This window comes from Qipengyuania mesophila (assembly GCF_019711655.1).
GTDB classification, from domain to species: domain Bacteria; phylum Pseudomonadota; class Alphaproteobacteria; order Sphingomonadales; family Sphingomonadaceae; genus Qipengyuania; species Qipengyuania mesophila.
Genome location: NZ_JAIGNU010000001.1, coordinates 301,620 through 317,037, shown reverse-complemented (window position 1 = coordinate 317,037; position 15,418 = coordinate 301,620). Strand labels below are relative to the sequence as shown.

General features: G+C 64.9%; 17 protein-coding genes. 13 read left to right on the top strand and 4 right to left on the bottom strand.

Features of this window, described 5'->3' with window-relative positions; all coding sequences use genetic code 11:
- Position 1: 1 nt before the first annotated feature.
- Positions 2 to 187, top strand: coding sequence for a 50S ribosomal protein L30 (gene rpmD, locus K3181_RS01520; RefSeq protein ID WP_221600156.1), 186 nt, complete (start codon positions 2 to 4; stop codon positions 185 to 187).
- 59 nt (positions 188 to 246) lie between these two features.
- On the opposite strand, the gene K3181_RS01515 is transcribed toward rpmD, so the two are convergent.
- Positions 247 to 1,734 (bottom strand): hypothetical protein, encoded by a 1,488-nt coding sequence (locus tag K3181_RS01515; RefSeq protein ID WP_221600154.1) that lies wholly within the window; start codon positions 1,732 to 1,734, stop codon positions 247 to 249.
- A 151-nt stretch (positions 1,735 to 1,885) separates the two neighbouring features.
- Between K3181_RS01515 and rplO the strand changes: the two genes are divergently transcribed.
- From rplO to K3181_RS01455, 12 genes are all read left to right on the top strand, one after another.
- A complete protein-coding gene (gene rplO / locus K3181_RS01510) occupies positions 1,886 to 2,410 on the top strand; it encodes a 50S ribosomal protein L15 (protein WP_221600152.1) in 525 nt (174 codons plus the stop codon).
- A gap of 105 nt (positions 2,411 to 2,515) precedes the next feature.
- Positions 2,516 to 3,880: a preprotein translocase subunit SecY gene (gene secY, locus K3181_RS01505; protein WP_221600150.1), complete on the top strand. Its 1,365-nt coding sequence runs from the start codon at positions 2,516 to 2,518 to the stop codon at positions 3,878 to 3,880.
- A gap of 31 nt (positions 3,881 to 3,911) precedes the next feature.
- A complete protein-coding gene (locus tag K3181_RS01500) occupies positions 3,912 to 4,559 on the top strand; it encodes an adenylate kinase (RefSeq protein WP_221600148.1) in 648 nt (215 codons plus the stop codon).
- Between the two features lie 69 nt (positions 4,560 to 4,628).
- Positions 4,629 to 5,276 (top strand): SRPBCC family protein, encoded by a 648-nt coding sequence (locus K3181_RS01495; protein WP_221600145.1) that lies wholly within the window; start codon positions 4,629 to 4,631, stop codon positions 5,274 to 5,276.
- An 83-nt stretch (positions 5,277 to 5,359) separates the two neighbouring features.
- A complete protein-coding gene (gene gdhA / locus K3181_RS01490; protein ID WP_221600143.1) occupies positions 5,360 to 6,718 on the top strand; it encodes an NADP-specific glutamate dehydrogenase in 1,359 nt (452 codons plus the stop codon).
- Between the two features lie 278 nt (positions 6,719 to 6,996).
- Entirely contained in the window at positions 6,997 to 7,365 is a 369-nt protein-coding gene (gene rpsM / locus K3181_RS01485) for a 30S ribosomal protein S13 (protein ID WP_221600141.1), read from the top strand.
- Between the two features lie 54 nt (positions 7,366 to 7,419).
- Positions 7,420 to 7,809: a 30S ribosomal protein S11 gene (rpsK, locus tag K3181_RS01480; RefSeq protein WP_160607305.1), complete on the top strand. Its 390-nt coding sequence runs from the start codon at positions 7,420 to 7,422 to the stop codon at positions 7,807 to 7,809.
- Positions 7,810 to 7,916: 107 nt separating this feature from the next.
- The gene (locus tag K3181_RS01475; protein WP_221600140.1) at positions 7,917 to 8,972 is read left to right on the top strand and encodes a DNA-directed RNA polymerase subunit alpha; all 1,056 of its coding nucleotides are present in this window, start codon (positions 7,917 to 7,919) and stop codon (positions 8,970 to 8,972) included.
- A 224-nt stretch (positions 8,973 to 9,196) separates the two neighbouring features.
- Entirely contained in the window at positions 9,197 to 9,616 is a 420-nt protein-coding gene (gene rplQ, locus K3181_RS01470) for a 50S ribosomal protein L17 (protein WP_221600138.1), read from the top strand.
- A 91-nt stretch (positions 9,617 to 9,707) separates the two neighbouring features.
- The gene (locus K3181_RS01465) at positions 9,708 to 11,141 is read left to right on the top strand and encodes a serine hydrolase domain-containing protein (RefSeq protein WP_221600136.1); all 1,434 of its coding nucleotides are present in this window, start codon (positions 9,708 to 9,710) and stop codon (positions 11,139 to 11,141) included.
- A 133-nt stretch (positions 11,142 to 11,274) separates the two neighbouring features.
- Complete coding sequence (locus K3181_RS01460) at positions 11,275 to 11,865, top strand: hypothetical protein (RefSeq protein WP_221600134.1); 591 nt, start codon at positions 11,275 to 11,277, stop codon at positions 11,863 to 11,865.
- A 126-nt stretch (positions 11,866 to 11,991) separates the two neighbouring features.
- A complete protein-coding gene (locus K3181_RS01455; RefSeq protein WP_221600132.1) occupies positions 11,992 to 12,714 on the top strand; it encodes a hypothetical protein in 723 nt (240 codons plus the stop codon).
- Here K3181_RS01455 and K3181_RS15585 read toward each other — a convergent pair.
- The 3 genes from K3181_RS15585 to K3181_RS01445 are packed head-to-tail and all read right to left on the bottom strand — an operon-like array spanning position 12,711 to position 15,382.
- Positions 12,711 to 13,334: a trimeric intracellular cation channel family protein gene (locus K3181_RS15585; protein ID WP_345725431.1), complete on the bottom strand. Its 624-nt coding sequence runs from the start codon at positions 13,332 to 13,334 to the stop codon at positions 12,711 to 12,713. The two genes, K3181_RS01455 and K3181_RS15585, sit on opposite strands and share 4 nt — an antisense overlap.
- Positions 13,331 to 14,032 (bottom strand): PepSY domain-containing protein, encoded by a 702-nt coding sequence (locus tag K3181_RS15580; RefSeq protein WP_247714826.1) that lies wholly within the window; start codon positions 14,030 to 14,032, stop codon positions 13,331 to 13,333. The genes K3181_RS15585 and K3181_RS15580 overlap by 4 nt, the downstream gene beginning before the upstream one ends.
- Positions 14,033 to 14,047: 15 nt before the next feature.
- Entirely contained in the window at positions 14,048 to 15,382 is a 1,335-nt protein-coding gene (locus K3181_RS01445; RefSeq protein ID WP_221600130.1) for an amidase family protein, read from the bottom strand.
- Positions 15,383 to 15,418: the final 36 nt, after the last annotated feature.

Here is a 15,418-nt window from a genome sequence, read left to right as displayed (position 1 = left end):
GATGGCCAAAGCGAAAACCATCAAGATCAAGCAGATCGGTTCGCCGATCCGCCGTCCCGAAAGCCAGCGCCAGATCCTCATCGGTCTGGGGCTGAACAAGATGCACAAGGTCGTCGAACGCCAGGACACCCCCGAGGTGCGCGGCGCGATCGCCAAGGTCCCGCATCTGGTGACCGTGGTCGACTGATCGATCCGACCTTTATCGGACAGAAGGGCCGGGCAGCGCAGAGCGTTGCCCGGCCTTTTCTATTCGGGGGCCCGGTCGCGACAGTGCCCGTAGACCAACACCTCGATATTCCAGCCCTTCATCATCGGTTCCGAAGCCAACGGCGTGCAGTGCTCGCGTTCGTAGGCGCGGACCAGTTCGGCGGTTTCCTGGTTGGTCACGGCGGTCGTCCGGTCGACGATCACGCTCGGACGCAGCGCAAGCAGCCGCTCGACTTCGGGCAGGGTGGCGATGTGGCTGACGTCGCGCTCGGACGCCTGGTGCAGGTGGTTGGGGAAGGCGAGCGGGGTGGGAAAGCGCGTGCCCGTCAGCGTGTAGAGCAGCGGGGGGCCGTCGTAGACGAGCAAGGGCCCGCCATCCCGGCCGCGCTCGACCGCGTCCTCGAGCCTCGCCATGGCGGCCTTCGCCTCGCGCGTGTCCGCGAAATCGAAGAAGGAATAGAACAGCACGGGCATGACGGCCGCCGAGCCGAGCAGGAGGGCCCCGGTTCGCGGCCAGGCAAGGCTGGCCGGCGCCAGCGCGCAGAGGGGCACCAACAGGGGAAGCGCGTAGTGCAGGTAGAAGGCCGGCACCGAGAAGAATCCGACAAGCGCCGCGAGCACCCATCCGGCGAAAAACAAGCGATAGGGCTCCCGAACCTTCGGCAACGCCACGCCGCATGCGGCGAGCAGCGGCAGCGCCATCAGGCAGAGCACCCACAGCCGCTGCAATCCACCATTGTCCTCGACCGGCTTGCGCAGGTTGGAGAGCACCATCGCGGTCCAGTATTCGTCCCAATAGCCGTAGAGCGCATACCATAGGGCGAAGGCGGCGGTCGGCAGGGCGCCGAGCGCCGCCCAGCGCGCCACGCGGAGCACGGTGGCTCGACCAAGCCCCGCCGATCGGATCTGGAATGCAGCTGCGAACAGGCCGAAGTAGAGCGCTTCGAACAGGGCGGTGGTCTTTATCGTGAGCGCCACACCCGCCAGCAGCATGGCGCCGGCAACAAGGATCCCGCCGCCTCGGCCGTCGAATCGGGGCAGGGCGGCCAGCAGCATCGCGCCCGCGAGCGCCATGAAGAGATTGTAGAACACCGGGCTCTGTCCGCCCTGGCCGTTGAACAGGCAGAGCGAGAGCAGGTAGATCGCACCGCCCGCCAGCGCCTGCCAGTGCGCAACGAGAGTGCGCGCCAGCGCATAGACCGCCAGCGCGGTCGCACAAGCGAACAGCATGGCGGCTATCTGATAGGCGAGATAGTCGTTCGAAAGCAGCGCGATGGCGGCGAACAGCAGGAAATGCCCGGGCGGCTTGCGGTCCCATACGTCGACGAAGGGAATGGCGCCCTTCGCCACTTCGACGCCCGAGGCGAAGTAGAAGGTCTCGTCGACATGCAGGTCGGGATGGCCGAAGGTCGCGAAGCGCGTGATGAAAGCCAGCGCCAGCAGCGCGACGGCGGCGATTGTCCATTCGCGCGCGCCGATCCTGCCGACGGCGTCATTCGCTACCCCGCTGCGGTGTTGCCGAAGCATATTCTCCAAGACCCTGCCCTATGCTCGTGAAACCGCCGCCTTTGCCGGCCCGATTGGGGGTCGACAAGCACGGCCAAACAGACTATCGGCGCCCACCTCCCAACAGCGCGTACCCCGTGAAGGGGCGTTAGAAAGCGAAAGCGAGTGCACTATGAAACTGAATGATATCCGCGACAACTCCGGCGCACGCAAGGACCGCATCCGTATCGGTCGCGGCATCGGCTCGGGCAAGGGCAAGACCGGCGGCCGTGGCCAGAAGGGCCAGAAGGCACGCTCGGGCGTCGCCATCAAGGGCTTCGAAGGCGGCCAGATGCCGCTGCACATGCGCCTGCCGAAGCGCGGCTTCAACAACCCGTTCGGCAAGGACTTCGCCGAAGTGAACCTGGGCATGGTCCAGAAGTTCATCGACGCCAAGAAGCTCGACGCCAAGGGCGTGCTCGACCACGAAGCGCTCAAGGCTGCCGGCCTCGCACGTGGCGGCAAGGACGGCGTCCGCCTGCTCGGCAAGGGCGAACTCAAGACCAAGGTCAGCTTCAAGGTTGCCGGTGCCTCGAAGGGCGCCATCGAGGCGGTCGAGAAGGCTGGCGGCAAGGTCGAAGTGATCGCCGCCGACAAGCCCGAGCACGAAAAGAAGGCTGCTCGTGCCGAAGCCAACAAGGCGAAGAAGGCAAAGTAAGCGGGAAAATTCGGGGGGCGGGGTTCGACATTCCGCCCCCCGCTCCCTATCTAGCCTTCCTGTGCCGGGAGGGACCGGCGCCAATTCAGGATTGAACAGATTCCCATGGCATCACGCGCCGATAATCTCGCGAGCAATATGAGCCTCGCAAACTTCTCCAAGGCCACCGAGCTCAAGAACCGCATCTGGTTCACCATCGGGGCCCTGATTGTCTTCCGCTTCCTCAGCTTCGTTCCGCTGCCCGGCGTGAACCCGCTGATCCTGAGCGACCTCTACAACCAGACTCGGGGTGGCATCCTCGACCTGTTCAACACCTTCTCGGGCGGCAGCCTTGAGCGCATGAGTCTCATCGCGCTCGGCGTCATGCCCTATATTACCGCCTCGATCGTGGTGCAGCTCGCCGCGGCGCTGCATCCCTCGCTGGCTGCGCTCAAGAAAGAGGGCACCGTCGGGCGACAGAAGCTCAACCAGTACACCCGCTACGGCACAGTTTTCCTCTGTGCCATCCAGGGCTGGTTCCTTGCCTCGGGCCTCGAAAGCTACGGCGCGCAGAGCGGCCTGCAGGCGGTCGTCGACCCCGGCATCATGTTCCGCATCGGCGCGGTCATCAGCCTCGTCGGCGGGACCATGTTCCTGCTCTGGCTCGGCGAACAGATCACCAGTCGCGGGATCGGCAACGGCGTTTCGCTGATCATCATGGCCGGCATTGTCGCCCAGTTCCCGACCTTCGCCTCGAACATGGGGTCGGGCTATGCCGAAGGCTCGATCAGCACCGGCGTGGTCGTCGGCTTCATCGTCATGGTCGTGCTGCTGATTCTCGGCATCTGTTACATGGAACGCGCCCAGCGCCGCCTGCTGATCCAGTATCCCAAGCGCGCGACGCAACGCGGCATGATGCAGGCCGATCGCTCGCACCTGCCGCTCAAGCTCAACACCGCCGGCGTGATCCCGCCGATCTTCGCCAGCTCGCTGCTGCTGCTGCCGCTGACCATCACCCAGTTCGCGGGCAATTCGGTCGATACCGACAGCGCCGTGGGCGGCGGGCTGCAGACGGTCCTGCAATATCTCCAGCACGGCCAGCCGCTCTACATGGCGCTCTATGCCGCGGGCATCATCTTCTTCAGCTTCTTCTACACTGCTATCGTCTTCAATCCGGAGGAAACGGCGGAGAACCTGAAGAAGAACGGTGGCTTCATCCCGGGCATCCGCCCGGGCAAGCGCACCGAGGAATATCTCGATTACGTGCTGACCCGCATCACCGTGATCGGTGCGATCTATCTGACGATCGTCTGCGTCGTCCCCGAATGGGGCATCGCACAGACCGGCGTTCCGCTGTTCCTCGGCGGCACCAGCCTGCTCATCGTGGTCAACGTCACCGTCGACACGATCAGCCAGATCCAGTCGCATCTGCTCGCCCACCAGTATGGCGACCTGATCAAGAAAGCGAAGTTGAAGGGACGCCTGCGTTAAGGCACAGCACGGGCGAAGGGGACTTTACGCAATGGATATCATCCTCCTGGGCCCTCCGGGCGCTGGCAAGGGAACGCAGGCTCAGCGCCTCGTCGAGCACCACGGCATGCGCCAGCTGTCGACCGGCGACATGCTGCGCGAAACGCGCAAGGCCGACAGCGAACTGGGCCGCAAGGTCGCCGACATCATGGATTCGGGCGGCCTCGTCTCGGACGAGATCGTTTCGGCGATGATCGACGCCAAGCTGGCCGAGATGGGCCCCGAGGTCGGCGCGATCTTCGACGGCTATCCGCGCACCGCGGCGCAGGCCGAACAGCTCGACGCGATTCTCGCCAAGCACGGCCGCAAGCTCGACCATGTGATCGAGCTCGGGGTTGACGAGGATGCGCTCGTCGAGCGGATCACCGGTCGCTACACCTGCGCCAAGTGCGGCGAGGGCTATCACGACGTCTTCAAGCAGCCTGCGGTTGCCGGCGTGTGCGACAAATGCGGCTCGACCGAGTTCAAGCGTCGCCCCGACGACAATGAAGAGACCGTGCGCACGCGCATGCAGGAATATCGCGGCAAGACTGCGCCGATCCTGCCGGGCTATGAGGAACGCGGGATCGTCAGCCGGGTCGACGGCATGGCCTCCATCGAGGACGTGACCCACGCGATCGACGCGATCCTGACGCGCTGAGGCGCACACAGCTTTCAAAGCCGATCGACTTCGCCTAGGACCTCTCTCCACCAAGGGGAGAGAGGAAATATGCGCCTAGCCGCCATCGTCCTGAGTGCTGCCGTGCTGGCCGGCACGGCGCCGCTGTCGGCCAAGGTCGCCGAGACGAGCGCCACCGGTTTCTCGACGCAGGACACGGCCGAGGTCGCCGCGACCCCGATGAAGGCCTGGCTGGCGCTGATCCGGCCGGGCGACTGGTGGACCGACGCGCATACCTGGTCGGGCGACGCGGCCAACATGAGCCTGACCCCGCAGGCGGGTGGCTGCTTCTGCGAACGCGTGCCGGGCGAGGACCGGCCGGACGGTTTCTCGCTCGACGGCAGCGTCCAGCACATGACCGTGATCCAGGCCTATCCGCTCAAGGCGCTGCGCATGCGCGGCGGGTTGGGGCCGCTCCAGGGCGAACCCGCCACCGGCGTGCTGACGATCACGCTCGAGGAGATCGACGGCGGGACGAGGATTCGCTGGGAGTATGTCGTCGGCGGCCACATGCGTTATGAGATTCCGACGATCGCCAAGGCGGTCGATGGCGTGATGAGCCAGCAGCTTGCGGCATTGCGCGACCATCTTGGCGCGCTGGCGGGCGGGGACGCGCCCGATGCCGGATCGGACGAGGGCGACGCCGGCGAGGAGCCGAGCATCGAATCGCAGATCGATGCCTTGCAGGATACCGAATAACACAGACTGAAGAGCGCCCGTCACAAGGGCGCCGGGGTCGCAATGGTCAACTGGCCCGCAAGGGTATGAGGGGGAATTGCGACATGGCATCCGTTTACGACAGGCACGTGGACCTTCCGACCTTCATGGAAGGGGTGAAGAAGCGCAATCCGGGGCAGGACGAGTTCGTCCAGGCGGTCCAGGAAGTGGCGCAGGACGTCTTCGACTTCATCGAGGACAAGGAAGAATACCACGAAGCGCAGATTCTGCGCCGGATCGTCGAGCCCGACCGGATCGTCAGCTTCCGCGTCTGCTGGGAGGATGACAACCACTGCGTCCGCGTGCAGCGCGGTTGGCGGGTTCAGAACAACAATGCGATCGGGCCCTACAAGGGCGGCATCCGCTTCCATCCCAGCGTCAACGAGAGCGTGCTCAAGTTTCTTGCCTTCGAGCAGACCTTCAAGAATTCGCTCACCGGCCTGCCCATGGGAGGCGGCAAGGGCGGGGCGAACTTCAACCCCAAGGGCAAGAGCGACAGCGAGGTCATGCGCTTCTGCCAGAGCTTCATGACCGAACTCTATCGCCACATCGGCCCCGATACCGACGTGCCCGCGGGCGACATCGGCGTCGGCGCGCGCGAGATCGGCTATATGTTCGGCCAGTACAAGCGCATCACCAATCGCTGGGAAGGCGTGCTGACGGGCAAGGGGACCGAATACGGCGGTTCGAAGATGCGACCCGAGGCGACCGGCTACGGCGCGGTCTACTTCCTGCGCAACATGCTCCAGCACCAGGGGCAGGACGTCGAGGGCAAGACTGCCGTGGTTTCGGGCTCGGGCAACGTCGCCACGCATGCGGCGGAGAAGATCGTCCAGCTCGGCGGCAAGGTGCTGACACTGTCCGACAGCGGCGGCTTCATCCACGATCCCGACGGCATCGACCAGGAGAAGATCGACTGGGTCAAGGCGCTCAAGAACGAGCGCCGCGGGCGCATCAGCGAATATGTCGATCATTTCACCGGCGCCAGCTTCCACGAGGGCAAGCGTCCCTGGGACGTCCCCTGCGACGTGGCGCTGCCTTGCGCGACGCAGAACGAGCTCAACGAGGCCGAGGCACGCGAGCTGGTCGGCAACGGCTGCATGGCGGTGGCCGAGGGCGCCAACATGCCGACCACGCTCGAGGGCGTGAAGGTGTTTCACGATGCCAGGATCCTGTACGGTCCCGGCAAGGCGGCCAATGCCGGCGGGGTGGCGGTCTCGGGCCTCGAGATGAGCCAGAATTCCGAGCGGATCAGCTGGAACCACGAACGGCTCGGCCAGATGCTGACCGAACTGATGGAGGGCATTCACGGCAAATGCGTCGAGTTTGGCGAGAAGGGCGGCCATGTAGACTACGTGCGCGGGGCCAATATCGCGGGCTTCAAGAAGGTCGCCGACGCCATGCTCGCCTTCGGAGTCATGTGAGGGCTTTGACGTTTCCGGCGCTCTGCGCTACAAGATGCCCAGCGACTGGCGGCCGCCGCTACGGCGGCTCCGTCGTTTTGCGTGCGCTGGACGGTTGACGCGTCCTGCGAATCCGCCTAAGCGCGCGGTTCATTCGACATTGCGGTGAGTCCGGCAGGCGGCAGCCTATGTGCGCCATCCGGGCTTTTTGCGTTAGGCAAGTCCCGCCAATGCCGGTGAATTGAGCGATGAGATAGGGGATCCCGACTGTTCGGCCCCTGTGGAGCATGGAGATTTAAGTGGCTCGTATTGCCGGGGTAAACATCCCCACCAACAAGCGCGTTATCATCGCGCTCACCTATATTCACGGTATCGGCCGGACCAAGGCCGTCGAGATCGCCGACAAGCTCGGCATCGATCACGCGCGCCGCGTGCAGGACCTGACCGACGAGGAAATCCTGCGTGTTCGCGAAACGATCGATGCGGACTTCACCGTGGAAGGCGACCTTCGTCGCGAAACCGCGATGAACATCAAGCGGCTCATGGACCTCAAGTCCTTCCGCGGCCTGCGTCACCGTGCCGGTCTGCCCGTTCGCGGCCAGCGCACCCACACCAACGCCCGCACCCGCAAGGGCAAGGCCAAGCCGATCGCCGGCAAGAAGAAGTAAGCGCGGTTCGTCCGTACGCTTTTCCCTTCTTGAGAATATAGAGGAACACACACCATGGCACGCGAACCCGGCCGTATTCGGCGCCGCGACAAGAAGAACATTTCTTCTGGCGTCGCGCACATCAACGCCAGCTTCAACAACACCATGATCACCATCACCGACGCGCAGGGCAATGCGATCAGCTGGTCCAGCGCCGGCATGATGGGCTTCAAGGGCAGCCGCAAGTCGACTCCCTATGCCGCGCAGGTCGCCGCCGACGACGCGGGCCGCAAGGCCGCCGAACACGGCGTGCGCACCCTCGAAGTCGAAGTGAAGGGCCCGGGCTCGGGCCGTGAAAGCGCACTGCGCGGTCTCGCCGCAGTCGGTTTCACGATCACCTCGATCCGCGACGTGACGCCGATCCCGCACAACGGGGTCCGTCCTTCCAAACGTCGTCGCGTCTGATCCGTACCTGCCTGGCGGCTCGCTAGCGGGCCGCCGACACTCCTCACGGACCGGACGCTCTCATCGAAGAGCTCCGGTCCTGCCCGCATCCGAACCAGGGGATTTTCATGTCCGTCAACATCAAGAACTGGCAGGAACTCAAGAAACCCAATGTCCTTGATATCAAGGATTCCGGCGACAAGGCGCGCAAGGCGACCTTCGTGGCCGAACCGCTCGAGCGTGGCTTCGGCCTGACGCTCGGCAATGCGCTGCGTCGCGTGCTGCTCAGCTCGCTCCAGGGCGCCGCGATCACCTCGATCAAGATCGAGAACGTGCTCCACGAATTCAGCTCGCTCGCCGGCGTGCGCGAAGACGTGACCGACATCGTCCTCAACGTGAAGCAGATCGCGCTCAAGATGGAAGGCGAGGGCATGAAGCGCCTGCAGCTTTCCGCCACCGGCCCGGCCGAAGTGAAGGCCGGCGACATCGCCGTTTCGGGCGATATCGAGGTGATGAACAAGGATCTCGTGATCTGCCACCTCGACGAAGGCGCGACGCTCAACATGGAGCTCACCGCCGACACCGGTAAGGGCTACCGCCCGGCCGTGATGAACCGCCCGGCCGATGCGCCGATCGGCCTCATCCCCGTCGACAGCCTGTATTCGCCGGTTCGCCAGGTGAGCTACAAGGTCGAGAACGCTCGCGTCGGCCAGGAACTCGACTACGACAAGCTTTCGCTGACCGTTGAGACCGACGGCACCGTCACCCCGGAAGACGCCGTGGCCTATGCCGCGCGCATCCTCCAGGACCAGCTGACGCTGTTCGTCCACTTCGAAGACGGCATCCCGCAGCCCACCTCGGCCATGATCGGCCAGGCCGCGGAACCGCAGGAAAGCGACACCAACCAGCTCAACCGCTACCTCCTCAAGAAGGTCGACGAGCTGGAACTGTCGGTGCGTTCGGCGAACTGCCTCAAGAACGACAACATCATCTACATCGGCGACTTGGTCCAGAAGACCGAGGCCGAGATGCTCCGCACGCCGAACTTTGGCCGCAAGTCGCTCAACGAGATCAAGGAAGTCCTTTCCTCGATGGGCCTGCGCCTCGGCATGGACATCCCCGGCTGGCCGCCGGAGAACATCGAGGAAATGGCCAAGAAGCTCGAACAGGAGCTGCTCGGCTAATTTGAAGGTGCGGATCGGACCTCCGTCCGATCCTTGCGGCACCAACCCACTCCCCCACCCAGCCACCCGATCAGGATGGTCCCGTGGGTGGCCGGGTGGGGGAGTGGGCCGGCACCGACCCGACCGCGAGGTTGGCCAAGAAATGGGGATTGGGCCGGACCCCTTATTCCGGCCCGTACCGGGCTACCTAGAACGGGCCCCTTACGAACGAAGGACAAGTTGAAATGCGTCACAAGATTTCCGGCCGCAAGCTGCAGCGCAAGACCGGTCACCGCAATGCGATGTTCCGCAACATGGCTGCCGCGCTGATCAAGCACGAGCAGATCATCACCACGCTGCCCAAGGCGAAGGAAATGCGCCCGTACATCGAAAAGCTGATCACGCTGGCGAAGCGTGGCGGTCTTTCGAACCGTCGCCTGGCGCAAAGCCGTCTGCAGGACGAAACGCAGCTCAAGAAGCTGTTCGACGTCCTGGCCGAGCGCTATGCCGACCGTGACGGCGGCTACACCCGCATCATCAAGGCCGGCTACCGCTCGAGCGACGCCGCCCAGATGGCGGTCATCGAGTTCGTCGACCGCGACGTCGACGCCAAGGGCCAGGATTCGGGCCCGGTGATGACCGAGGAAGAATTCGAAGACGCCTGAGGCGCCTCTCGATAGAGACAAGCGGGGCCGGGAGGGAAACCTTCCGGCCCTTTTGTTTTGCGCTCTGCGCGCGGCATGCCACAAGGGCTGCATGATCAGACACGCCTTCGCAGCCGCCGCGCTGCTCGCCGCCGCCCCGCTCGCCGCCCAGTCGACCACGCAGGAGCAGCTCGACACCCGTTACGACCGCGCTCTGGCTGCAGGCTACAAGGCGCTGTTCCTGTGCAGCGCGATCGCCAATGCCGAACGCAATGGTGCGACGCGGACACCCGAGAGCGTCGAGCAGTGGGAACTGACGGGCATCCAGGCGCCCTTGGATGAGATCGTGCACAATCTCGAATATCGCCTGCTACCCATTCCTGATGGTGAAGGATTAGGAGCAGTTGAGGTCGACTGGGAAATCGATATGCCGCCACGTGTGGCGGTGGCCGAGAATGGACGTGGCTGTTCAATCCAGCCGATAGGATTCGAGCCTAGTAGGTTGGACACCGACAGCGGCACGGTCGAAGTTTCCGGATCGTACCGTTCCTACCCTCCCACTTCCGACAAATTTGTCGAACGGTCTGTTCAGACTGCTCGTCCGGGTTCTAGCAGCGAGACAGCAAGCCTGATGATCGCGCGCAATCTAGCCGACCCTTTGAATAATGCCTTTACCGAACACTTCGGGGAAGGGACTCGTACAACCTCAGTTTTGGTGAAACGGGGCGATGCGCTCGTGGAGCAATATGCGGAAGGCTTCGATCCACAGACCCCGCAACGCACCTGGTCGGTCGCCAAGAGTATCGCGGCGACGCTCGTCGGCACGGCAGTGCAGCGCGGCGAAGCGGATGTCACCAAATCGGCGGGGCTGGGCCTCTTCTTCAACGATCGACGCAAGCAGATCACCATCGACAATCTGCTGCGCATGGCGTCGGGTCGCTATTCCGATACCCCGGGCAATCGCACCGACCCGCTCTATTTCGGCGGCGCGACGGTCGAGGAGACCGCGCTGCACTGGCCGCTCCTCCACCGGCCCGGCACGGTCTACCGCTATGCCAACAACGACACGCTTGCGGCGGTGAAGGCGATCGGGGCCTCGCTGAAGGATCACCCGCCTGCCGAACTGTTCGCCCGGCTCGGAATGCACGACACGGTCGCCGAAACCGACTGGCGCGGCGACTACATCCTCTCGAGCCAGGTCTGGTCGACCGCGCGCGACCTCGCGAAGCTCGGCCAGCTCTATCTCGACGACGGCGTGTTGAGCGACGGCACGCGCATCCTGCCCGAGGGCTGGGTGGACTATGTATCCGCGCCTTCGGGCCCGCAGCCAGATGGCCCGTTCGGCTATGGCGCGGGCTTCTGGCTGCTCAACAAGTCGGACGGCGTCCCCGCCGACACCTTCGCCGCCATGGGCAATCGCGGGCAGTATATCGTCATCGTTCCGAGCCTGAACGTCGTGATCGTGCGCAGGGGCGAGGATCCGACCGGATCGCGCTTCGATATCGCGGCATTCACGCGCGATGTGCTTGAATCCCTGGAAAAATAGACATTCAGAAAAATGGGCATTTAGCTGAACATCGGCTGTAGCCAGAGTTCAGCGTCATCTCAGTGCGACTCCTCTAGAACCCTATTCAGAGCCGGGGCAGTCCCGCCGCGGCCCCAATGAGGAGGACCTCGAGATGAAACTTTTGACCAAGACGTTCGCGAAGGGTGGGATCGCAACGGCTGCCGTCGGCGCTATGGCGCTGGCCGGAGCCACCCCTGCCCAGGCCCGCGACCGCAACGACGATGGAATTTCGGTCGGTGACGTGATCGCCGGCGCAGTCATCATCGGCGGCATCGCCGCTATCGCCAGCGCGGCGAGCAAGGATCGCGATCATTATCGCGACGGCCGCTACTATCGCGATGGCCGCTATTATCGCAACGGCGACGACTATCGCCGCAACGCCTATTCCTATCGCGGCAACCCGCGCGCCGCCGTGCAGCAGTGCATCAACGCCGCCCGGAGCGACGCGCGCCGCTATGGGTATCGCTATGCTCAGGTGACCGACATCCGCGATGTCGACGACAAGCGCTATGGCTGGCGGGTCAAGGGCCGGATGGTCGTCGATGGCAACTATCGCGGCGGTCGCTACGACCGCTATGGCTATCGCGATCGCTACAATCGCTACCAGCGCTGGAACGACCGCGACAGCGGCAGCTTCACCTGCGATGTCCAGCGTGGCCGGGTGACCGATCTCGACTTCCACGGGATCCGCGGCCTGCGTTGATCGCTTCCGCAAAAACCAGAATGGGCGGTTCAGCTATCATTTAGCCTGGACCGCCTATTTCCATGCAATCGACAATTGCGTGCTTTGGTGGAGGCTCGCTCAGAGGGGTACCGGACCATGCCGTCCATGAAGAAGCTTTCCACCGCGCCGGCACTGCTTGCGCTCGTCTCGCTCACCGCCATTCCCGCGCAGGCCGCCGAACTGCCGCGCCCTGCTGCTCCGACCGCATCGCGCGCTGCTCCTGCCTGGGCGCCCGGCGACGATGTCGCATACGATCATCGCTATTATCGTTACCGCCGCCACCGGGGCGTGAGCGCCGGCGACGTTCTTGCCGGTGTCCTCATTCTCGGCGGCATTGCCGCCGTGGCCAACGCGGCCAAGGGGTCGCGCGACCGCTACCCGCAGCCCGTACCGCGCTATCCCGATCCGCGCCGTGGCGACTATCGCTATGACGACGGCCGGGGGATCGATCGCGCGGTGTCGATGTGCGTCGACGAAATCGAGCGCAATGCGCGGGTGGAAACGGTCGATGCCGTCAACCGCAATGCCGACGGCTGGAGCGTCAGCGGCTCGCTCTACGACGGGCAGGGCTTTACCTGTTCGATCGGCGAAGACGGCCGCATCGAGGCGCTCGACTACGGGCAGGGCACGAGCGGCTATTCGGGCGCCGATGCCGACTATGGCGCCGATGAGGACCGCCAGTACGCCGACGATTCCTATGCCGCCGCGCGGGCCCGCGCCGACGATGCGCAGCCTGCCTATCCGGGCGGGCCGTTGCCCGGCGAGGATGAGGGCGAGGTCGATGCCGATCTCGACATCGGCACCGGCTACCAGGGCCGCTCGATCTAGTTCCGCTCGTAGGCGGGTAGAGCCAGGTTCCACTTGATCGCGGCGAGGCGCAGGCCGAACCCTGCGCCCGTCGCGGCCAGCCATGCCCATTCGCGCTGGATCCCCGCGAGGTCGCCCAGCACGGTCACGCTCGCCGACAGCGCCGCCGCGGTCACGTAGAGCTCGGGCCGCATGAGGATTGAGGGACGCCCGGCGATGACGTCGCGGATGATCCCGCCGACGCAGCCCGTGATCACGCCCATCAGCATCGCCGGGGTCGGCGGCAGGCCGTATTCGAGCGCCTTGGCCGATCCGAGCACGGCATAGGCCGCGAGGCCGAGACCGTCTGCGATCGAGAGAAATCGCCGTCCCTCCCACCAACGCGTGGGCGTGAACCAGGCGAACAAGGCCATGGCGAGGCAGATCGCGGCGACCCAGGCGTCGTGAATCCAGAATACCGGGGCGCCGATCAGTATGTCGCGCACCGTGCCGCCACCGACACCCGTCAGCAGCGCGAAGAAGGCGAGCGTGACGAAGGTCTGGCGCTCCTTGGCGGCGACCAGCGCGCCGGTCAGTGCGAAGATCGCCACGCCCGCCAGGTCGAGCCAGTCGAGGACGGGGGTGAGGACCTCGGGATTCACTTCGCGACTATGCGCGCCTTGCGGCGGCGGAACATGAGGACGCAGCCGAGCAGCGCGCCGATCACCGACAGCAGGGCGAAGAAGATCAGGATCGGATGATGCGTGTCCTCGCGCGTCTGCAAATCCATGATGTGCAGGCCCCAGACAAAATCGAAGACCCGCCACCAGCGCGTGCGCACGGCCTCGATCTGGCCGGTGTCGGCCCCGACATAGACATGGGTGCCGTCCTCCAGCGCCACCTGCCACACCGGCATTGGGCGGCGGAAGTCGAACGGCACGGCATCGGCGTCGAAGCGGGTGCTGCTGACGACCTTGTCGCCACCGTCGATACTCTCCGCGACGATCAGGCGCGCTTCCACTTCGGAAAGCGGCCCCATGGCGCTGCCGTCGGGCCGGAAGCGGGCAGTGGACCCGTCCATATAGGCAATGCGGGTCACCGTCTCGCCGCGCTCGACTTGCGTGGTGACCGAACGCACGGGCCTTGTGCTCTCGGCCGGCAGGGACACTGCGATCTGCGTATCCGAAGGCAGGGCGCGCTCTGGCACTTCCTTGCGCAAATGGTTGCCGCGCACTTCCTCGATCGGCTTGGCGACCATGACGAGCCCGGTGACGGTCCACATCAGTACCGGAAAGCCGACCAGCCATCCCAGCCAGATATGCCATTTCGCGAAGCGTCGCATCGTACGCTGATGACCCATTTTTCGTGCGATCCCTTATCCGTGCAGAATGTGTCCGATCGCTTCTGCCGCGGCAATGCAATCGAGGTCCGCCCACCTGCGCGATATGACCTGCATCCCGCAAGGGAGGCCTCCCGTCTCGCCCACAGGAACGATGGTGGACGGCAGGTTGGGATAGGTCGCCAGGCCCGCCCAGGCGAGCCCGTCGGCGAAGGCGCTGTCCTTGCCGTTGATCGTGATCCGGCGCTCGCCGATGGGCGTCGCGTCGTGCTCGAAGGCGAGGAAGGGCAGCGGCGGGGCGAGCACGAAGTCGTAGGTGTCGAACAGCGCCTGCCAGGCATATTCGCAGCGTGCCTGCCGGTCGAGCAGCAGGTAGTAGTCGGCCAGCGTCATCGCCTTGCCGTCGGGGGCCGGTTGCCCCCGTGCCATCGCGACATTGAGCAGGCGGAGATAATCCTCTTGCTGTTCGACCAGGTCGGGCACCAGCTCGCTGCTGCGATCGACCGTCGCGCCGGATGCCGCAATCGCCTCGAGCGCGGCCTCGATGGGAGTGCGCACGGCTGCGTCGACCTCGCTCAGCGGATGGTCGAGCAGCGCGAGGAAGCGGCATTGCTCGATCGGCTTGCTGCGGGATGTCATCGGATGCGTGGCGGTGATCTCGAGCAGCAGGCGCAGATCGGCGGCCGAGCGCGCGAGGGGGCCGACGACCGAGAGCGGCCCGTCGTGAACATCTTTGCCGCCGGCCATGGGATGCGTGTGTCCGCGTCGGCTGACGAGGCCGAAGCTGGTCTTGTGGCCATAGATACCGTTGAAATGCGCCGGGTTGCGGATCGAGCTGCCGATGTCGCTGCCGTATTCGCAGGGGACCATGCCGCTCGCGACCGCCGCCGCGCTGCCGCCCGACGATCCGCCGGCGACGCGGGCGTGATCGTGCGGGTTGTTGGTCCGGCCATAGAGCGGATTGTTGCTCTGCAGGTCGGCGAGATCGGGCGGGACATTGGTCTTGCCGAGGATGATCGCGCCTGCCGCCTTGAGCTTCAGCACGACGTCCGAGTCCTTCGCGGCGATATTGTCGGCAAACCGCTCGTGCCCGAAGGTCGTCGGCAGGCCCGCGACGTTGAAGCTCTCCTTGACCGTCATGGGCACGCCGAACAGCGGCTGGTCGCCCTGGGGACCGCGCTCGGTCATCGCGTGTGCGGTCTCCAGTGCGCGGTCGAAATCGGTCACGACAACCGCGTTGATATGCGCATCGAGGTGCTCGATTCGCGCAATCGCCGCCTCGACCGCCTCGATCGGCGAGATTTCGCCGCGTGCGATCTGCGCCGCGGTCTCGATGGCACCGGGTTTGTCGGTCAGTCTCGGATAGGCCATGCGTGTATCCCCCTTGGCCTCCAATGTCGGCGATGC